At 72.8% G+C, this 19,022-nt stretch carries 18 protein-coding genes, 2 tRNA genes and 1 pseudogene; 12 read left to right on the top strand and 9 right to left on the bottom strand.

Going from position 1 to position 19,022, the window contains the following annotated elements:
- The first annotated feature begins 10 nt into the window (after positions 1 to 10).
- The 4 genes from AC529_RS00685 (at position 11) to AC529_RS00670 (ending at position 5,781) form a co-directional block, all read left to right on the top strand.
- Positions 11 to 1,243 carry a deoxyguanosinetriphosphate triphosphohydrolase gene (locus AC529_RS00685; protein ID WP_068752991.1) on the top strand — a complete coding sequence of 411 codons (1,233 nt, stop codon included), beginning with the start codon at positions 11 to 13 and terminating at the stop codon, positions 1,241 to 1,243.
- Between the two features lie 54 nt (positions 1,244 to 1,297).
- On the top strand, positions 1,298 to 3,157 hold the full coding sequence (dnaG, locus tag AC529_RS00680; protein WP_068752990.1) for a DNA primase: 1,860 nt from the start codon (positions 1,298 to 1,300) through the stop codon (positions 3,155 to 3,157).
- Positions 3,158 to 3,227: 70 nt separating this feature from the next.
- On the top strand, positions 3,228 to 4,340 hold the full coding sequence (gene rpoD, locus AC529_RS00675; protein WP_068752989.1) for an RNA polymerase sigma factor RpoD: 1,113 nt from the start codon (positions 3,228 to 3,230) through the stop codon (positions 4,338 to 4,340).
- A gap of 100 nt (positions 4,341 to 4,440) precedes the next feature.
- A complete protein-coding gene (locus AC529_RS00670) occupies positions 4,441 to 5,781 on the top strand; it encodes a glycoside hydrolase family 18 protein (RefSeq protein ID WP_083947831.1) in 1,341 nt (446 codons plus the stop codon).
- A 10-nt stretch (positions 5,782 to 5,791) separates the two neighbouring features.
- Here AC529_RS00670 and AC529_RS00665 read toward each other — a convergent pair whose 3' ends face one another.
- The 3 genes from AC529_RS00665 to AC529_RS00655 form a co-directional block, all read right to left on the bottom strand.
- Positions 5,792 to 6,259: a pyridoxamine 5'-phosphate oxidase family protein gene (locus tag AC529_RS00665; RefSeq protein ID WP_068752988.1), complete on the bottom strand. Its 468-nt coding sequence runs from the start codon at positions 6,257 to 6,259 to the stop codon at positions 5,792 to 5,794.
- Between the two features lie 63 nt (positions 6,260 to 6,322).
- Entirely contained in the window at positions 6,323 to 6,823 is a 501-nt protein-coding gene (locus AC529_RS00660) for a hypothetical protein (protein ID WP_068752987.1), read from the bottom strand.
- Between the two features lie 46 nt (positions 6,824 to 6,869).
- On the bottom strand, positions 6,870 to 7,166 hold the full coding sequence (locus AC529_RS00655; protein ID WP_068754338.1) for a hypothetical protein: 297 nt from the start codon (positions 7,164 to 7,166) through the stop codon (positions 6,870 to 6,872).
- A gap of 190 nt (positions 7,167 to 7,356) precedes the next feature.
- Here AC529_RS00655 and AC529_RS00650 point away from each other — a divergent pair.
- The 5 genes from AC529_RS00650 to AC529_RS00630 all read left to right on the top strand — a co-directional run bounded on the left by AC529_RS00650 (position 7,357) and on the right by AC529_RS00630 (position 11,681).
- Positions 7,357 to 7,432: transfer RNA gene (locus tag AC529_RS00650), tRNA-Asn, on the top strand.
- Between the two features lie 265 nt (positions 7,433 to 7,697).
- Positions 7,698 to 8,795: a helix-turn-helix domain-containing protein gene (locus tag AC529_RS00645; protein WP_068754336.1), complete on the top strand. Its 1,098-nt coding sequence runs from the start codon at positions 7,698 to 7,700 to the stop codon at positions 8,793 to 8,795.
- Positions 8,792 to 9,331 carry a hypothetical protein gene (locus tag AC529_RS00640; RefSeq protein WP_068752986.1) on the top strand — a complete coding sequence of 180 codons (540 nt, stop codon included), beginning with the start codon at positions 8,792 to 8,794 and terminating at the stop codon, positions 9,329 to 9,331. The genes AC529_RS00645 and AC529_RS00640 overlap by 4 nt, the downstream gene beginning before the upstream one ends.
- Positions 9,332 to 9,570: 239 nt before the next feature.
- Positions 9,571 to 9,915 (top strand): ArsR/SmtB family transcription factor, encoded by a 345-nt coding sequence (locus AC529_RS00635; RefSeq protein WP_068752985.1) that lies wholly within the window; start codon positions 9,571 to 9,573, stop codon positions 9,913 to 9,915.
- 89 nt (positions 9,916 to 10,004) lie between these two features.
- The gene (locus tag AC529_RS00630; protein WP_083947964.1) at positions 10,005 to 11,681 is read left to right on the top strand and encodes a SulP family inorganic anion transporter; all 1,677 of its coding nucleotides are present in this window, start codon (positions 10,005 to 10,007) and stop codon (positions 11,679 to 11,681) included.
- A gap of 69 nt (positions 11,682 to 11,750) precedes the next feature.
- Here AC529_RS00630 and pcaD read toward each other — a convergent pair whose 3' ends face one another.
- Positions 11,751 to 12,518 (bottom strand): 3-oxoadipate enol-lactonase, encoded by a 768-nt coding sequence (pcaD, locus tag AC529_RS00625; RefSeq protein ID WP_068752983.1) that lies wholly within the window; start codon positions 12,516 to 12,518, stop codon positions 11,751 to 11,753.
- A 327-nt stretch (positions 12,519 to 12,845) separates the two neighbouring features.
- Complete coding sequence (locus AC529_RS00620; protein ID WP_068752982.1) at positions 12,846 to 14,021, bottom strand: thiolase family protein; 1,176 nt, start codon at positions 14,019 to 14,021, stop codon at positions 12,846 to 12,848.
- Positions 14,022 to 14,167: 146 nt separating this feature from the next.
- Here AC529_RS00620 and AC529_RS00615 point away from each other — a divergent pair, with 146 nt between their 5' ends.
- Together AC529_RS00615 and AC529_RS00610 are read left to right on the top strand one after the other, a co-directional pair.
- Entirely contained in the window at positions 14,168 to 14,860 is a 693-nt protein-coding gene (locus AC529_RS00615) for a RibD family protein (protein WP_068752981.1), read from the top strand.
- The gene (locus AC529_RS00610; protein WP_068752980.1) at positions 14,857 to 15,318 is read left to right on the top strand and encodes a cytidine/deoxycytidylate deaminase family protein; all 462 of its coding nucleotides are present in this window, start codon (positions 14,857 to 14,859) and stop codon (positions 15,316 to 15,318) included. The genes AC529_RS00615 and AC529_RS00610 overlap by 4 nt, the downstream gene beginning before the upstream one ends.
- 22 nt (positions 15,319 to 15,340) lie before the next feature.
- On the opposite strand, the gene AC529_RS00605 is transcribed toward AC529_RS00610, so the two are convergent.
- On the bottom strand, positions 15,341 to 17,857 hold the full coding sequence (locus tag AC529_RS00605; RefSeq protein WP_068752979.1) for a DEAD/DEAH box helicase: 2,517 nt from the start codon (positions 17,855 to 17,857) through the stop codon (positions 15,341 to 15,343).
- Positions 17,858 to 18,080: 223 nt separating this feature from the next.
- Between AC529_RS00605 and AC529_RS00600 the strand changes: the two genes are divergently transcribed.
- Positions 18,081 to 18,154: transfer RNA gene (locus AC529_RS00600), tRNA-Ile, on the top strand.
- 145 nt (positions 18,155 to 18,299) lie between these two features.
- Here the strand turns inward: AC529_RS00600 and AC529_RS00595 are convergent.
- The 3 genes and pseudogenes from AC529_RS00595 to AC529_RS20260 form a co-directional block, all read right to left on the bottom strand.
- A complete protein-coding gene (locus AC529_RS00595) occupies positions 18,300 to 18,527 on the bottom strand; it encodes a hypothetical protein (RefSeq protein WP_068752978.1) in 228 nt (75 codons plus the stop codon).
- Positions 18,520 to 18,759: a hypothetical protein gene (locus AC529_RS00590; protein WP_068752977.1), complete on the bottom strand. Its 240-nt coding sequence runs from the start codon at positions 18,757 to 18,759 to the stop codon at positions 18,520 to 18,522. The genes AC529_RS00595 and AC529_RS00590 overlap by 8 nt, the downstream gene beginning before the upstream one ends.
- Before the next feature lie 68 nt (positions 18,760 to 18,827).
- Positions 18,828 to 19,022 (bottom strand): annotated as a pseudogene (locus AC529_RS20260) (helix-turn-helix domain-containing protein); the annotation flags it as partial.

Here is a 19,022-nt window from a genome sequence, read left to right as displayed (position 1 = left end):
TGGGACACCCATGGTCGAGACCCCGGACAGCGGTTACGGCGACCACGACCGGAGCAGGTGGGTCGCCGAACCGCCCAAGAGGCGGTCCCGGGGCGACTTCGAGCGGGACCGCGCCCGCGTCCTGCACAGCTTCGCGCTGCGCAGGCTCGCCGCCAAGACCCAGGTGGCCCAGCCGGGGGCCAGCGACTTCCCGCGCACCCGGCTCACCCACTCGCTGGAGTGCGCCCAGATCGGCCGGGAGCTCGGCGCCGCCCTCGGCTGCGACCCGGATCTCGTGGAGGCGGCCTGCCTGGCGCACGACCTGGGGCATCCGCCGTTCGGGCACAACGGCGAGGCCGCCCTGGACGCGGCGGCGCGCCCCTGCGGGGGCTTCGAGGGCAACGCACAGAGCCTGCGCCTGCTCACCCGCCTGGAGGCCAAGGTCAGCGCGCCGGGAGGGCGCAGCGCCGGGCTCAACCTGACCCGCGCCACCCTGGACGCCACCCTCAAGTACCCGTGGCCGCGCGGCGCCGGAGGGGACACCCGCAAGTTCAACGCCTACGCCGACGACGCCGACGTCTTCGCCTGGGTGCGCCAGGGCGCGCCCGAGCGGCGCCCCTGCTTCGAGGCCCAGGTCATGGACTGGTCCGACGACGTGGCCTACTCGGTGCACGACCTGGAGGACGGGCTGTACTCCGGGCAGATCCGGCTGGCCGCGCTGCGCAGCCCGGTCGAACGGGCCCGGGTGTGCACGACCGCGGCGGCGCGCTACTGCGACGCCGAACCGGCCGAGCTGGAGGAGGTCTTCGAAGGCCTGGTGGCCCAGGACTGCTGGCCCGACGCGCTCACCGGGGACCTGCCCTCGCTCGCGGCGCTGAAGAACCTCACCAGCGAGCTGATCGGGCGGTTCTGCCGCGCGGCCGAGCAGGCCACCCGGGCCGCCTACGGGACGGCGCGGCTGACCCGCTACTCCGCCGAACTGGTGGTGCCGCGCCGCCAGCGGCTGGAGTGCGCGCTGCTCAAGGCGGTGACCGCGCACTACGTCTTCCCCGAGGACGACAGCAGCCGCTACGCGCGGGAGCGCAGGGTGGTCGCCGAACTGGTCGAGGCGGTCGCCGCGGGGGCGCCCCACACCCTGGAGCCGCGGTTCCGGGCCGACTACGCGGCGGCCCGCGACGACGCCGCCGCGCTGCGGGTGGTCGTCGACCAGGTGGCCTCGCTCACCGACACCTCCGCCCTGGCCTGGCACGACCGCCTGTGCTGAGGCGGCCGTCCCGCGGCGCCGCACGGCCGCGGGGAGGAACTACCCTGAACTCTCGTGGCAGGTCGAATCAGAGACGAAGACGTCGCCCTGGTGAGGGAACGGTCCCCCATCGCCGACGTGGTCGGCGAGTACCTCCAGCTCCGCAACGCAGGCGGCGGCTCCCTGAAGGGCCTGTGCCCCTTCCACGACGAGAAGACCCCCTCGTTCAACGTCACCCCGGCGCGCAACCTCTGGTACTGCTTCGGCTGCGGCGAGGGCGGCGACGTCATCGCCTTCATCCAGCGGATCGAGCACCTGGGGTTCGTGGAGGCCGTCGAGCACCTGGCGCGCGCGGCGGGCATCCAGCTCCGCTACGAGCAGGGCGGCTACGTGCCCCGCAACGAGCAGGGGCAGCGGCAGCGGCTGGTCGAGGCGCACCGCGTCGCCGCGGAGTTCTACGCCGAGCAACTGCTCAGCCCGCAGGCGCAGGCGGGCCGCCGCTTCCTCGCCGAGCGCGGCTTCACCCGGGCCGACGCCGAGCGCTTCGGGGTCGGCTACGCCCCGGCCTCCTGGGAGGCGCTCACCACCCACCTGCGCAAGAAGGGCTTCACCGACGCCGAGATCCTCCGCGGCGGCCTGGCCAGCCAGGGGCGGCGCGGCCTCTACGACCGGTTCCGCGGCCGCCTGGTGTGGCCGGTGCGCGACGTCGCCGGAGAGGTCGTCGGCTTCGGCGCGCGCAAGCTCGACCCCGACGACGACGGGCCCAAGTACCTCAACACCCCCGAGACCCCGCTGTTCAAGAAGGGCAGCCTGCTCTACGGGCTGGACCTGGCCAAGAAGGAGATCGCCCGGCAGCGCCAGGCGGTGGTCGTCGAGGGCTACACCGACGTGATGGCCTGCCACCTGGCCGGGGTCACCACCGCCATCGCCACCTGCGGCACCTCCTTCGGCGAGGAGCACCTGAAGATCCTGCGGCGGCTGCTGCTGGGCCGCTCGGAGTTCGGCGGCGAGGTGGTCTTCACCTTCGACGGGGACCAGGCCGGACGCAACGCGGCCCTGCGCGCCTTCGCCGAGGAGCACGGGTTCGCCTCGGAGACCTTCGTCGCCGTGCAGCCCGACGGGCTCGACCCGTGCGACCTGCGCGTGCAGCGCGGCGACGCCGCGGTGCGCGACCTGATCGCGGCCAAGCAGCCGCTGTACGAGTTCATGATCCGCAGCAAGTTCGAGGGCCACAACCTCGACACCCCCGAAGGGCGGCTGGCCGCGCTGGACGCGGCGGCCCCCATCGTGGCGAGCATCCGCAACGCCGGGGTGCGCAAGCTCTACGGCGTCAGCCTGGACCGCTGGCTCGGCATCATGGACGAGGAGTTCGTCGCCAGGCGGGTCCGCGAGCACATGCGGCGCGCCCGGCAGGGCGGGCGCCCGGAGCGGCGGCCCGCGCCGCCCGCGCCCGACTACGACCTGCGCGACCCGTCGGTGCGGCGGGAGCGGCAGGTGCTCAAGCTCGCGGTGCAGCACCCCCAGTTGTGCACCGGGTTCGACGAGCTCGAACCCGAGGCGTTCACCGTCGAGCAGCACCGCCAGGTGTTCGCCCTGATCCAGGAGCAGGGCGGCACGGCCGCGGCGGAGGACCCGGCGCGGTGGGCCGGACAACTGCGCGAGGCCGCCCGCACCGACGCGCAGCGCACCTTCCTCACCCAGTTGGCGGTGGAGCCGATCGAGGTCTACGGAGAACTCGACGAACACCGCGCCCAGGAGATCATCAGCACAATAAGAATTCATTCCGTCAACCGGAGGATCACAAACCTCAAATCGCGGCTGGGCAGGCTCGACCCGATCTCCGACGCCGAGGAATACCAGCGTGTGTTCGCCGATCTCATGGCGGTTGAGCAGCATAAACGTATGATGCGGGAGCGTTTTGGGGGTACTGTGTGACACAAAGGTGACAAAATTCGATCTCTCTGCCTGGGGAAAACACAGGCAGACTGTAAGGGTGGCTTTTTCGGTGGTACCCAACGGAAGGCCGCCGGTGCGGCGCACGGTGGCCCGGACCGCGGGCGCGCGGAGCAGACCGCCGCGCGGTCCCCTGACCGCGCCGGAGTACGACGGCCTTCCCGTCGAAGCGGTCGACCCGCTGCCGGAGGAACCGGACCGCTACCGCGACGACCTCGCGGACCTCCCCGGCCAGCGCACCTCCTCCGGAGACCTGGTCCGCGTCTACCTGCGGGAGATCGGCCGGGTCCCCCTGCTCACGGCGGAGGAGGAGGTGGAGCTCGCCAAGGCCATCGAGGCCGGGCTGTACGCCGAGCAGAAGCTGCGCGCCGCGCGCACCGGCCCGGTGCCCCAGCAGTACCACCCCGAGTGGGTCGCCGACCTCGAGGAGCTGGTCCACGAGGGCGAGGCCGCCAAACGCCGGCTCATCGAGGCCAACCTGCGCCTGGTGGTCTCCATCGCCAAGCGCTACCTGGGGCGTGGCCTGGCCCTGCTCGACCTGGTCCAGGAGGGCAACCTGGGGCTGATCCGCGCGGTCGAGAAGTTCGACTACGCCCGCGGCTACAAGTTCTCCACCTACGCCACCTGGTGGATCCGCCAGGCGATCACCCGCGCCATCGCCGACCAGGCGCGCACCATCCGCGTCCCCGTCCACATGGCCGAGAGCATCAACAAGCTCGCCCGCACCCGCCGCCGACTCCACCAGGAGCTGGGCCGGGAGCCGACGCTGCAGGAGATCTCCCGGGAACTGGACGTCGACGACGAGCGCGTCGTCGAGATCCAGCGCGTCTCCCAGGAGCCGATCTCCCTGTACACGCCGGTGGGCGAGGAGGACTCCGCGTTCGGCGACTTCATCGAGGACTCCGACGCCGTCCCCCCGGTGGAGGCCGCGGCGTTCGTCCTGCTCCAGGACCAGTTGGCCCAGGTGCTGCGCGGGCTCTCCGAACGCGAACAGCGGGTCATCACCCTCCGCTACGGACTGGCCGACGGCAAGCCGCACACCCTGGAGGAGGTGGGCCGGGAGTTCGGGGTCACCCGCGAGCGCATCCGGCAGATCGAGTCCAAGACGCTCGCCAAGCTCCGCCAGCCTGCGCGCGCCCGGATCCTCCGCGACTACCTCGGATGAGTCCTCCGCGACGGCGGTTGCGCCGCGGCCGTCCGGCGGGGACGCCCCCGGTGTGCTCCGCTGACGCCGGCCGCGCCGCGGACACGGATACCTTGGGGCCATGACGGGGCAGCACCGGATCCATCCAGCGCGGCGGCGCCCGTCGGCGGTCGTGTGGGCCGCCCTCGCGGCAGCCGTCGCAGTCGCGGTCCTGGCCGGGGTCGTCGCGGTCGTGCGGGCGGGGCCGCCGGACTCCGCGGGGGAGCGCATGGCCTACTTCGCGGACTGGAACACCGCCAACCGGGGCTACACCGTCAAGGACGTCGACACCAGCGGCGCAGCGGCGCATCTGGACCGGCTGATCTGGGCGTTCGGGGACGTCAGCGAGGACGGGCTGTGCCACGTCCCGCCCGGTGCCGACCAGCCGTGGCAGATCTTCCAGCGCCGCTACACGGCCGAGCAGAGCGTGGACGGCAGGGCCGACCGCTACGAGCAGCCGCTCGCCGGAAGCCTCAACCAACTGCGCAAGCTCAGGGAGAAGCACCCCCACCTGCGGACCAGCATCTCGCTGGGCGGCTGGAACTGGTCGAGGTACTTCTCGGAGGCGGTGCGCACCGAGGAGTCGCGCGAACGCTTCGTCGCCTCCTGCATCGACCTGTGGCTGCGCGGCAACCTGCCGAAGCTGGCGGGGGAGCCGCAGGGCGGCGAGGGCGTGGCCGCGGGCATCTTCGACGGCATCGACCTGGACTGGGAGTGGCCGGGCGGCCGCGGGCACCCCGACAACGTGGAGCACCCCGACGACAGGCGCAACTTCACGCTCGCGGTGATCGAGTTCCGCGAGCAGTTGGACGCCCTGGAACGCGAGACCGGCCGGGAGTACACCCTCTCGGCGTCGCTGAGCAACGACCCGCAGACCATGCGCGACAGCTACGAACCCGAGGTCTTCGCCTACCTGGACTTCGCGACGGTCCAGGGGTACGACCTGACCGGTGCGTGGCGGGGGACCACCGGGCACCACGCGCAGTTGTACGCGCCCGAGCAGGAACCCGACCAGCCCAGCGTCGACCGGGCGGTGCGCGCCTACCTCGACCACGGGCTGCCCGCCGACAAGCTGGTCCTGGGCATCCCCGGCTACGGGCGCGGCTGGAGCGGCGTGGACCCCGGACCGGACGGGGACGGCTGGCTCTCCCCGGCCGAGGCGGGCGCCGACGGCGACTACGGGCAGTCGACCGACGCCTACGAGACCCTGGAACAGCTCCCCGGCGAGCGCTTCTTCGACCGGGAGACCGGCGCCCAGTGGGTCTACGACGGCGACGAGTGGTGGTCCTACGACACTCCCGAGGTGGTCCGCCTCAAGGGCGGCTACGTCGTCGAGCACGGCCTGCGCGGTATGGTCCTGTGGAACCTCGACATGGACCCGGAGGGCGAGCTGGTGGCCGCGATGGCCGAGGCGCTGGGGTGAGCGCGGCCCGTCACCTCCGGGTGAAGCGGCGCACCCCCGATCCCGCCTGCCACAGGTCGACGACCAGGGCGTCGCCCTCCACCGAGGTCAGTACGGCGTCGCGCAGCTCCAGCCGGAACAGGTGGAACGGCCCGGGCGGGACGTCGGTGCGGCGGCGGAAGGACTCCAGCTCCTCGGGGGCGGTCACCTCCACGGCGGTCCCCGATACCTTGGCGTCGCCGCCCGTCATCGAGCCGTCGCCGGGGTTGGCGTGCAGCGCGAACCGGCCGTCGCGCAGCAGGTCCCGGGCCTTGACCGAACCGGGCATCGACCCGATCACGAGGTCGGGGCCGTGGAAGGACACCTCGGTTCCGCTGACCCGGGGCGACCCGTCCCGGCGCAGGGTGGCCAGGACGTGGTGCCGGTGGGCGGTGAAGCGGGCGCGCACCGCGGCGGCGAGCCGCGGCGCCTGTGCGGCGAAGGACTCCCAGTTCGTCATGGGACGGAAGTATCGCCGGGATACCTGACAGCCCCGGTCAGTCTCCGGTCGCGTGTCGCCGGTTCAGATCCCCATCTGCTCGCGCAGCCGTGCCAGGGCCAAGGCGGTGCGCTCCCGGACCTCCGCGGAGTCGGGGTCCACGCCCTCGTCGTAGCGGAGGCGCCAGGTGACCTCGGAGCCGCCGGGGGAGCGGCGCGCGACCAGCCGCACGCCCGGGGAGCCCTCCTCCGCCGCCAGCAGCGGCACGTGCCGGGAGACCAGGATGGTGGCGGTGACCCGCTCGTAGACGGCCTGGGCCAGCCGCCCGGGGGCGGGGAGGGGGACGACCAGTTCGGGCTCGTCCTCGACGGTGAGCGTCAGGCCGACGTCGTTCCATCCGGCGTGGTCCACGCGCTCCCACGGCACCCGCCGCCCGTCGGGCAGGTGCACGGCGGCGGTGGTGGCCACCACCGCCGCCGTGCGGTCCCCGGTCAGCGCGTGGGCGATCACCCGTTCCCCCGGTTCGAGGGCGAGCCGGGCGCGGATCTCGGAGGGAAGGGAGTGTCGGCGCAGCCATCGCAGCATGCCCCCACCGTAGTCCGCGCCCGCGGGCGGAGGACGCGGGGCCGGTTCAGTCCCGGGGCGCGGCGGCCTCGACCCGGTCGAGCTCGGCCTCCTCCTCCGGGGTGGGCCGGGAGAGGAAGTCGCGCAGCGAGGAGACGGGAAGCTTCTCGGAGATCTTGGTGTAGGCGGTCTTGCCGGCGCTGGTGACCTGGGCCCGCACCAGCCCGGCGGTCTCCTGCACGGTCGGGTTCTCGACGATGCCGCGTGCGGCCTTGGCGATCTGCTCGTAGCGCTCCCGTCCGGCCCTGCTCCCGAGCACGTAGCCGACGGCGAGTCCGGCGACGAAGGCGATCTGGTAGCGCATGCGCATGCGGTCCTCCCGAGACGATGGGGTTGTGGCGCTGTCCACGCTACCTGCCGCGAAGTCGGCAGGGCAGGAGGCGACAACGGCGCTCCGCGCCGGGCCGGAGGAAAACCTGTCACGACCACTGTGCCGAGTGCGCTAACCTATTCATGTCGCTGCGGGGAACACCCCGGAACGGCAGCCGACGCGATCCCGCGTAGCTCAATTGGCAGAGCAGCCGGCTGTTAACCGGCAGGTTATTGGTTCGAGTCCAATCGCGGGAGCCACCACAGCACGACTGGAACACTGATTCGGGTCGCGCTCCTACCGGATTCCGGGGTTCCGACAAAAGCCCCGTATCAGGGCTCTTCCCGTCGAGGGAGGGGCCTTCTTCGTTTTACCTGGTCTTCCGCGCGGTCCTTCGACAGGCCGTCTGCTCCAACGGTGTCCAGCGGTGGTCTTCCGGTACATGGCGACAGGATGCCGGGGCAGACCAAATTTTTACTGTCGGTGACATTCACCCTACCGCTTTGCCGTGCGATAATCGCACACATGGTTGAGGAGCTGAGCTGGGCGAGTATCGGCGAGCGGATCCGGGAGAGCCGGGCGGCCGCCGGTCTCACCCAACAGGCTCTTGCCGACGAGATCGGCTTGGAGCGCAGCATGATCTCCAAGCTGGAGAAGGGCGACCGCCGTATCGACGCGATGGAGCTCACCCAGATCGCCCGCACTCTCGGCTTTCCACTGTCGCACTTCCTGCACCCGCCGCCGGAGGTGGTGTCTCGGCGTGCGGCCATTGCCGACAGCAGCGAGATCGGAGGCAGCGAGGCCGCACGGAATGCCTACCGCACCGAGGCTCTGCTCTCCGAGTGGCTGCGGGACGTGCGCCAGCTCGTCCGTGTTGGTGTCCTCAGACCGGAACCGCTGCGGCGTTACCCCGGACGGGTAACCAGTGCGGAGGAGGCCGAACAGGCCGCCCGGTGGCTGCGGGGGGAGCTCGGGCTGGGGGAGGAGCCGATCGACTCGGTGGCCGACGTGTGCGAGCGGGCAGGCCAGTTCGTCGCGGTCGTCCAGCTCCCCTCAGACGGTGCGTCTCTCGTGGACGGCGAGATTGCGGTCGCCGTCGTCGGTGCACAGCAGGATCCGGGACGGCGGCGCAGTACGGCCGCGCACGAACTCGGTCATCTGGTTCTGGGCGACGAGTTCTCCAGCGATCTCGGGGTGCACGCCTCCCGGGAGGAGCGCGAACGGGTGGTGGAGGCGTTCACCGCCGAGTTCCTGCTCCCCAGGGCCAGGGTGCGGGACGTCGCGGAGGAGGACGACGCGCTGGCGCGCCGCTATGCCCTGGTACGCCTGGCAGCGGTCTACCGGGTCTCCTGGGGCCTTGCTGTCGCCCAGCTCAAACGCACCGGGCTGGTGGACGCGGAGGAGCTGCGCGAGTTGCGGGGACGCAAGCCAACGGATGCCGAGTTCCGGGACGCGGTGGGCTGGAAGCCGCAGCCGGACCTCGCTTCGGTGCGCGTCTCCCCTCGCTTCGCCTCGGCGGTGATGGCGGCGCTGCGCGAGGAGCGCATTACCCCTGTACGCGCTGTGGAACTGATGCGCGGCCAAGTCTCGATCGAGGAACTCACTGAGGAAGCGGCTGATTGACCCCCTCTGGTAACCGACTGCTGTTCGACACCCCTCCACTGCTGCACTCGGCCAAGGCGGACCGCCTCGACGTGCTCGGAGACCTCATCAGCGGACTCGACGCGGTGACCACCAGAGCAGTGGTCGACGAGGTCGGCAGCAAACACGCGGAGGCGCGGGCGGCGGTCCTCAACGCCTCGTGGATCTCGGTGGTCAACACTGACTCGTTGGAATTGCTTAAGGCCTTCGGTGCGTGGAGCGAACGCCTAGGAGCGACTCACGGCTACAACGTCGGAGAGACAACGCTGTGCGCCTACGCTGAGGTCAACGGCGGCACACTGGTGCTCGACGACCTCGCGGCACGCAGGGTGGCGGAGCGGCACGGCCTGGCCGTCCGCGGCACCGTGGGCCTGATCGCCGACGCCTGCCGACGGGGAAGGCGCACGGTCACGAACGCGTCGGTCCTCGTGGACGACCTCCCTGCCACGGGGATGCGGCTTCCCTTCCCCCGGGGCGGGTTTGAGTCCTGGGCCAGGGAGAAGAGGCTGCTCGGTTAGCAGACCGGGGCCTGTGCTCCTCTCCGGGGGAGGGACTCCTCTGCGCTTCCTTTGTCAGCGGTCCGCCGGAGCGATCCGGTCCGGCGGACCGCTCCTCCGTGGTGCCCGCATCCGGACGTCTCCCCAGGTGTGACTGCGGTCACCTGAGGATTTTCTGATTTGAACAATTCTTCATGTTCAGACATTCTTATCCCGGCAAACCTCCCAGTGCATCCCAAAAAGTGAAAAGAGAGTCATCTGTGCCTGTGCCGCTCTATCAGGCCAAGGCCGAGTTCTTCCGCGCGCTCGGCCATCCCGTCCGCATCCGGGTCCTCGAACTGCTCCAGGACGGACCGCGTCCCGTCCACGAACTGCTCGCCGACATCGGAGTCGAGGCCTCCAACCTCTCCCAGCAACTGGCGGTGCTGCGCCGCACCGGCCTGGTGGTCTCCCGGCGCGAGGGCAACGCCGTGCGCTACGAACTGAGCACCCCCCAGGTGGTGGACCTGCTGCGGGCCGCTCGCACCATCCTCACCAGCATGCTCGTCGACCAGGGCGAACTCCTGGCCGAACTGCGCGAGGCCGAGCGGGAGGAGCAGCGGTGAGCACCCCCTCCTCTCCCCGCGGCGGCACCCTGCGCGCCGCCCTGCACCGGGTCACCGGACTGCTCCCGGCCCGCGCCGACCTGGCGCGCATGCGGCACGCCCCCGGACGCAACCTGCTGGCCGGGCTGACCGTCGCCGTCGTCGCACTCCCGCTCGCCCTCGGCTTCGGCATCTCCTCGGGGCTGGGCGCCCAGGCCGGACTGGTTACCGCGATCGTCGCGGGCGCGCTCGCCGCGTTCTTCGGGGGCTCCAACCTCCAGGTGTCGGGGCCCACCGGCGCGATGACCGTGGTCCTGGTGCCCATCGTCGCCCAGCACGGCCCGTCCGGGGTGCTCACCGTCGGCCTGCTCGCGGGCGTGCTGCTCGTCCTGATGGCCCTGCTGCGCGCGGGCCGCTACGTCCGCTACATCCCCGCCTCCGTGGTGGAGGGCTTCACCGTCGGCATCGCCGCCGTCATCGCCCTGCAACAGGTGCCCGCCGCGCTCGGCGTGCCCACCCCGGAGGGGGAGAAGGTGCTCCTGGTGGCGTGGGAGGCGGTGCGCGACTTCGCCGCCCACCCGCAGTGGAGCGCACCGGGCCTCGCCGTCGGCGTGGCCGTGGTGATGCTGGTCGGCGCCCGGTGGCGGCCCACGGTCCCGTTCTCGCTGCTGGCCGTCGCGGCGGCCACCCTGCTCGTGGAGACCACGCCCCTGGAGGCGGAGCGGATCGGCGACCTCCCGGCGGGACTGCCCGCGCCCTCCCTCGACTTCCTCGACCTCTCCCAGGTGAGCGCGCTGGCGGCGCCCGCCGCCGCGGTGGCGGCCCTGGCCGCGCTGGAGTCGCTGCTGTCGGCCACGGTCGCCGACGGCATGAGCGTCAACCAGCGCCACGACCCCGACCGGGAGCTGTTCGGCCAGGGACTGGCCAACATCGCCACCCCGCTGTTCGGCGGGGTCCCGGCGACCGCGGCCATCGCGCGCACCGCCGTCAACGTGCGCTCCGGGGCGAGCTCCCGGCTGGCGGCGCTCAGCCACGCCCTCATCCTCGCCGTGATCGTCTACACGGCCGCGCCCCTGGTGGAGCGCATCCCGCTGGCCGCGCTGGCCGGAGTGCTGCTGGCCACGGCGGTGCGCATGGTGGAGGTCGGGTCGGTGCGCGCCATGCTCCGCGCCACCCGCTCCGACGCCTTCGTGCTGGTGCTCACCGCGGTGGCCACCCTCGCCGTGGACCTGGTGGTCGCGGTCCTGGTCGGCATGCTCGTCGCGGGCGCCCTCGCCCTGGTCTCGCTGGCCCGCAACGCCAGCCTCGACCAGGAGGAGCTGACGCGGCACCTGCCCCCGGGCGACCACACCGAGGCCGAGCGCGCCCTGCTGGCCGAGCACATCGTCGCCTACCGGATCGACGGGCCGCTGTTCTTCGCCGCCGCCCACCGGTTCCTGCTGGAACTCACCGAGGTCGCCGACGCCAGGGTGGTCATCCTGCGCATGGCCCGGGTCAGCACCATCGACGCCACCGGGGCGCAGGTCCTCGGCGACGCCGTGGACCGGCTCCAGGCGCGCGGCGTCACCGTCATGGTGTCCGGTCTGCGCCCCGGCCAACTGCGCCCCCTGGAGTCGCTGGGCACCCTGCCCAGGCTGCGGGAGGCGGGCTGCGTCTTCGACACCACCCCCGAGGCCATCGACGCGGCCCTGGCCATGCTGCACCGCACCGGGGTGCTTTCGCGGGCGGGGCGCGGCGCGCGGGCCGAGGAGGCGGCCGACCGCGTCGGCGCCGGCGGGGCGGGGTGAACGGCCCCGGACACGGCCTTCCGGAGAGCGGCCCGGGCGGCGCGGTCGCCGCCCGGGCCGCTGCGCGGGCTACTTGCCGAAGTGCTCCACGAGCAGTTCGTTGACGAGGGTGGCCTGCTCCCACGACACCAGGTGGGCGGCGTCGGGCACGACCTCCAGGCGGGAGTCGGGAATCCCCGCGACGATCAGGTCGGCCAGCTCCGGAGGGATGGAGGTGTCCTGCTCGGCCGCCACGACGAGGGTGGGCGCGCTGATCGAGGGCAGGTCCGGCCGCAGGTCCATCTGCTGGATGGCGGCGCAGCAGCCCGCGTACCCCTCGTCGGAGGTGGCCGAGATCATGTCGACGAACAGCGCCACGGTCTCGGGCTCGCGCGCGGCGTAGGCGGGGGTGAACCAGCGGCCCACCACGGTCGGGGCCACCGCGGCCGTCCCCCCGGAGCGCACCGTGTCGATGCGCTCGGCCCACCCCTCCGGAGTGCCCGGAGGCTTCGGGGAGGTGCACAGCAGCGCCAGCCGGTCGATCCGCTCGGGGGCGTGCGCCGCCAGCCACATGCCGATCATGCCGCCGATCGACAGGCCCGCGAAGTGCGCGCGCTCCACCTTCAGCCGGTCGAGCAGGCGCAGCACGTCGGAGCCCAGGTCGGCGAGGGAGTAGGGCGCGGGCGGGACCGGGGAGCTGCCGTGCCCGCGCATGTCGTAGCGGACCACCCGGAACTGCCCGGTGAGCCCCGCCATCTGCGGGTCCCACATGTCGAGACGGCTGCCCAGCGCGCCGCTGAGCACCACCAGCGGCGCGTCCTCGGGACCGTCCACGGTGTAGTGCACGTCAACACTCATCGTCTCTCCTCATCACGTCTGTCGGCCGGGGCGGAAAGCGGGCTCGGCGCTGCCTCGCGCTGTCTGATCATGACGCATCGGGCGCTGCGGTACACGCGCGGCCGTCCGCGGCGCCGCGCTCCGGGACCGGCCCGCGGTCTGCGGCACGGGGTGCTGCTCTCCTCGTACACCCGGCGGGACGCCCACCCCCTTCGCCGCTACCCACGAGGGGAGCGGAGGGGACATGCCCGGGCGGAATCTCCGGGCGGCGCGGCGTCCGCAGGTCCCGGGCCGCCGAGCGCCGCACCCGGCCGTCCCCCCGCCCGCGTCCTCCCCGGCCGGGCGGGGTCAGGCGTGCAGCACCACGGCGAGCCCCTGGCCCACGCCGATGCAGAGGGCGGCCAGCCCCCACCCGCCGCCGCGGCGGCGCAGCTCGTGCGCGAGCGTGCCGACGATGCGGGCACCGGAGGCGCCCAGCGGGTGGCCGATGGCGATGGCCCCGCCGTTGGGGTTGACGATCTTGGGGTCCAGGTCCGGCCACAGCTTCAGACAGGCCAGCGACTGGGCGGCGAACGCCTCGTTGAGCTCCACCACGGACAGGTCGTCCCAGCCGATCCCGGCCCGGCGCAGGGCGGTCTCGGCCGCCTGGACCGGGCCGATGCCGAAGACGTCGGGGTCCACGGCGGCCACCCCGCGGCTGACGATCCGGGCCAGGGGGTCGCGGCCGATCCGCTCGGCCGCCGCGGCGTCCCCGACGAGCAGGGCGGCCGCGCCGTCGTTGAGGGGGGAGGCGTTGCCCGCGGTGATGGTGCCGTCGGGGCGGAACGCGGGCTTGAGGGTGGCCAGTTGCTCGGCGGAGGTCTCGCGGATGCTCTCGTCCCGCTCCAGTTCCGCGCCCGGCACCTGGGCGATCTCGGCGTCGAAGACCCCGGCGGCCCAGGCGCGGGCCGCGCGCTCGTGGCTGCGCAGCGCGAAGGCGTCCTGCTCGGCGCGGCCGATGCCGTAGCGGGCGGCGACCTGTTCGGTGCTCTCGCCCAGGGACACGGTCCACCGCTCCGGCATGGCCGGGTTGACCATGCGCCAGCCCAGGGTGGTGGAGTGCAGGGTCTCGTGCCCCGCCGGGAAGCCCCGGGCGGGCTTGGGCAGCACCCACGGTGCGCGGCTCATCGACTCCACGCCGCCGGCCACCACCAGGGAGGCGTCGCCCACCGCGATCGCGCGGTTGGCGGCGATCACGGCCTCCATGCCGGAGCCGCACAGCCGGTTGAGGGTGGCTCCGGGGACCGAGGTGGGCCAGCCCGCCAGCAGCGCCGCCATGCGGGCCACGTTGCGGTTGTCCTCCCCGGCGCCGTTGGCGTCGCCGAGGTAGACGTCGTCCACGGCGGCGGGGTCCAGGCCGGGGGAGCGTGCGGCGAGCGCGCGCAGCACGTGCGCGGCCAGGTCGTCGGGCCGGATTCCGGACAGGGCGCCGCCGTAGCGGCCGAAGGGGGTGCGTACCGCGTCGAGGACGTACACGTCGGTCATGGGGTCACTCCTGACTCGCAGTCGACCGGGGACGGTCAGCAACATACCGTCCGGTCAGTTTGTGTGGTGCGGCGCAGGGGGCCTTCCGAACGGCGCGGCTTGCAGCGGCGCGGGGGAGCCGGGCGCGGGCCGCTAGCCTGGTCGCCATGACCGCCGAACGCCCCCGAGTCATCCTCAGTTGCGCCGTGTCGCTGGACGGCCGCATCGACGACGCCTCCCCCGACCGGCTGCGCCTGTCCAGCGAGGCCGACTTCGACGAGGTCGACGAACTGCGCGCGTCCTGCGACGCGATTCTCGTGGGCGCGGGCACCGTGCGCGCCGACAACCCGCGGCTGCTGGTGCGCTCCCCCGAACGGCAGCGGCGCAGGCGCGCCGAGGGCCGCACCGCCCACCTGCGCAAGGTGGTGCTGAGCAGCAGCGGCGACCTGGACCCCGCGGCGCGGGTCTTCACCACCGGCGACGCCGGATGCCTGGTGTACGTGGCCGACGGTGCGCGGGCCGCCGCCGAGCGGCGCCTCGGCGGACTCGACGGCGTCGAGGTGGTGGCGGCGGGGCAGCCGGTGCGGCTCGACACCGTCCTGGCCGACCTGGCCCGCCGCGGGGTGCGCCGACTCCTGGTAGAGGGCGGGGGAGCGGTGCACACCGCGTTCCTCACTCAGGACCTCGCCGACGAGCTGCGCCTGGCGGTCGCGCCGTTCTTCGTCGGCGACGCCGACGCGCCCCGCTTCGTCCACCCCGGGGCGTTCCCGCAGCGCCCCGACCGGCCGCTGCGGCTGGTGTCCGCCCGCGACGTGGGCGGGACCGCGGTACTGCACTACGTGGCGGGGGAGGAGCGGTGAGCCGGGCCACCGACCGGGACCTGCGCCTGCTGCGGGAGGCCGTGGAGCTGTCCCGCTCCTGCCCGCCCTCGCGCACCGCGTTCTCCGTGGGCGCGCTCGTGGTCGCCGCGGACGGCACGGTCCTCGCCGACGGCTACTCCCGCCGCGACGACCCGCACGACCACGCCGAGGAGGCGGCGCTGCGGGCACTGGCCGCCGACGACCCGCGCCTGGCCACGGCCACCCTCTACAGCTCGCTGGAGCCGTGCAGCACCCGCGCCTCCCGGCCCCGCTCGTGCACCGCGCTGATCCTGGGCACCCCGATCCCCCGCGTGGTGTTCGCCTGGCGGGAGCCCGACCTGTTCGTCGACTGCGAGGGCGCCGAACTGCTGCGCGCCGCCGGCCGCGAGGTCGTGGAGGTCCCCGGGCTGGCCCCGCTGGTGCGGGAGGTCAACGCCCACCTGCTCGGGCCGCGCTGAGCGCTCCGGGGCGGCGGGCCGGTCAGAAGGAGTCCTTGCGGTCCACCGCCACCACGTGCACGACCGCGCGGCCCTCGGCGTCGGAGGCGGCCAGGTCCACGCGGGCGCTGATGCCCCAGTCGTGGTTGCCCTCCGGGTCGTCGAAGATCTGCCGGACCTCCCAGGCGCCCTCCCGCTCCTCGATGAGCAGCAGGTGCGGGCCGCGCGCGTCCGGGCCGGTGCCCAGCGTCTCGTGCTCGGCGTAGTAGGCGGCCATCGCCTCCTCCCACGCCTCGGCGTCCCAGCCGTCCTCGCCGTCCAGCTCGCCCAGCTCCCGGTAGCGGTGCAGTGCGGCCAGCTCCACCCGGCGGAACATCTCGTTGCGCACCAGCACCCGGAAGGCGCGCTGGTTGGCGGTGACCGGCTTGGGCTTGGACTCCACGGGGGCGTCCTCGTCCTGCTCCGGAGTCGGGTTGGTGAGCTGCTCCCACTCGTCCAGCAGGCTGGAGTCGACCTGGCGCACCATCTCGCCCAGCCACTCCACCAGGTCGCGCAGCTCCTCGGTCTTGGCGTCCTCGGGAACCGTCTGGGTCAGCGCCTTGTAGGCGCTGGCCAGGTAGCGCAGCACCAGGCCCTCGGAGCGGGCCAGCTCGTAGTAGCCGATGTAGTCGGTGAAGGTCATCGCGCGCTCGTACATGTCGCGCACCACCGACTTGACCTGAAGCGGATGGTCCCCCACCCAGGGGTGGCCGCGCCGGTAGGTCTCGTAGGCGTGCTCGAGCAGGTCCTCCAGCGGCTTGGGGTAGGTGATCTCCTCCAGCCGCGCCATCCGCTCCTCGTACTCGACGCCGTCGGCCTTCATCTGCTGCACGGCCTCGCCGCGCGCCTTGTTGAGCTGGGCGGCCAGGATCTGGCGCGGGTCGTCCAGGGTGGACTCCACCACGCTCACCACGTCCAGCGCGTAGCTGGGCGACTCGGGGTCCAACAGGTCGAAGGCGGCGAGCGCGAACGTGGACAGCGGCTGGTTGAGCGCGAAGTCCGGTTGCAGGTCCACGGTGAGCCGCGCGGTGCGGCCCTCCTCGTCGGGCTCCTCCAGCCGCTCCACGATCCCGCCGTCCAGCAGGGACCGGTAGATCGCGATGGCCTCGCGGATGTGGCGCCGCTGGGTCTTGCGGTCGTCGTGGTTGTCGGTGAGCAGGTGGCGCATGGCCGCGAAGCAGTCGCCGGGGCGGGCGATGACGCTCAGCAGCATCGCGTTGCTCACCTTGAACCGGGAGGTCAGCGGCTCGGGCTGGGCGTTGATCAGCTTCTCGAAGACCGCCTCGTCCCAGCCGACGAACCCCTCCGGCGGCTTCTTGCGCACCACCTTGCGCCGCTTCTTGGGGTCGTCGCCCGCCTTGGCCAGCGCCCGCTCGTTCTCCACCACGTGCTCGGGGGCCTGCACCACCACGTTGCCGACCGTGTCGAACCCGGCCCGCCCGGCGCGGCCCGCGATCTGGTGGAACTCGCGGGCGCTGAGCCTGCGCACCCGGGAGCCGTCGAACTTGGACAGCGCGGTGAACAGCACGGTGCGGATGGGCACGTTCACCCCGACCCCCAGGGTGTCGGTGCCGCAGATGACCTTGAGCAGGCCCCGCTGCGCCAGCCGCTCCACCAGCCGCCGGTACTTGGGGAGCATGCCCGCGTGGTGCACGCCGATGCCGTGCCGGACGTAGCGGGACAGGTTGCGGCCGAACCGGGTGGTGAACCGGAAGCCGCCGATCTCCGCGGCGATGGCCTCCTTCTCCGCCTTGGAGCACATGTTGATGCTCATCAGCGACTGGGCGCGCTCGACCGCTGCGGCCTGGGTGAAGTGCACGATGTAGACGGGGGCCTCGCGGGCCTCCAGCAGCTCCTCCAGCGTCTCGTGCAGCGGGGTGGTCCGGTAGGAGTAGAACAGCGGGACCGGGCGCTCGGCCGAGGAGACCACGCTGGTGGCGCGGCCGGTGCGGCGGGTGAGGTCCTCCTCGAAGCGGGAGACGTCGCCGAGCGTGGCCGACATCAGCAGGAACTGCGCCTGCGGCAGTTCCAGCAGCGGCACCTGCCAGGCCCAGCCCCGGTCGGGGTCGGCGTAGAAGTGGAACTCGTCCATGACGACCGTGCCGATGTCGGCGTCGGCGCCGTCGCGCAGCGCGATGTTGGCCAGCACCTCGGCGGTGCAGCACACGATGGGGGCGTCGGCGTTGACACTGGCGTCGCCGGTCATCATGCCGACGTTCTCGGTGCCGAAGATCTCGCACAGGTCGAAGAACTTCTCCGAGACCAGGGCCTTGATCGGCGCGGTGTAGAAGCTGCACTCGTCGCGGGCGAGCGCGGCGAAGATCGCGCCGGTGGCCACCAGGCTCTTGCCGGAACCGGTGGGCGTGTTGAGGATGACGTTGGAACCCGACACCACCTCGATGAGGGCCTCCTCCTGGTGGGGGTAGAGGGTGAGCCCCCGTTCCTCGGCCCACAGCGCGAAGGCGTCGAACAGGGTGTCGGGGTCTGCGGTGTCCCTGGGGAAATGATCGATGAGGCTCACCCCTCCATACTGCCCGCTCTGCGCACCCGATCGTTCCGGTCCCGCGGGGAAGGGGGCCCTCCGGGGAGCGCGTGGCCGGACGGGCGCGGCGCCGACCGCCCTGCCGCTGCGGGGTTTCCGGCACGGTCGGCGGGGCGGGCGCCCCTGCTAGAATCGCGGACACCGTGGCCGGGGCCGAGACCCGGTCCGGTGAGCGGAGCCCCTCGGGGCCGGTTGTCCGTGCGGGCCGGTAGCTCAGCAGGTCAGAGCAGGGGACTCATAATCCCTGGGTCGCGGGTTCGAGCCCCGCCCGGCCTACCCATCCCCACCTGCGATTCCTTCGACGACGACGCCCCCACCGCCCCGGGACGCGCCTGCGGGGCCGTGGGGCCACCAAACAGCCCTGACCCCGGACACACCCGCCGCGCGCCGACCGCGCGGGGCACGGGTCGGCGCGGTCGCTTCAGCGCTGTTGGTGCAGCCGTTGGCGCTGTGTCTCGGTGACCGTGTTGAACGCCTGCCCCATCAGCCCCTCGGCCCTGACGAGCGCGGTCAGCAGGTCCGGGCATTCGGGCAGGACGATCCGGTCGCCCTCCAGCACCAGGGCCACGCCGCCGCCGCAGGGTTCGACGCGCGCCTGGCCGCGGGCAAGAGCCGAGACCTGTTCGGCGGTGAGCCGGTAGTCAGCCACGGGCCGTCACCGCCCCCGGGCCGTCCTGGGCGTCCTGCTCGGCGTCGGGGGCGTTCGGCGCGGCGGCCCGCCGCCCCCGATACGCCCCGGCCGCGGTGGACGGGGTGCACCTGCCTGTCCGCCACCGGTGGTGCGGGCCCCGGTGCGGCGAGTGGGCAGCCTCCCGCAGCGGGAGGCCGGCGCGGACGCGTGCGAGGAGTTCCGCCGTGGTGTCGCTGGATGTCGCACTCATAGGACACAGCGTCACCTCTGGCGGGCGCGGCAGTGTTCCATGTTTGGAACAGTCCGGGGGACACCGGCTCAGACGCGCATCCGCGCGTGCAGGCCGCGCAGCGGTTCGGGCAGGGTGCGGCGCACGTCCACCAGGTGGCGCACCACCAGGCGCGCCGTGGGGTGGTAGCGGGTCATCTGCGGCGCGATCCGCTCGGCCGACAGCAGCCGCCGCAGTGCCGTGTCGTACTCGCCGAGTTCGGCGAAGGCCCGGGACATGTCGAT

The organism is Thermobifida cellulosilytica TB100, from assembly GCF_001517975.1.
Lineage (GTDB): Bacteria > Actinomycetota > Actinomycetes > Streptosporangiales > Streptosporangiaceae > Thermobifida > Thermobifida cellulosilytica.
This window is presented reverse-complemented; position numbering and strand designations above follow the sequence as displayed.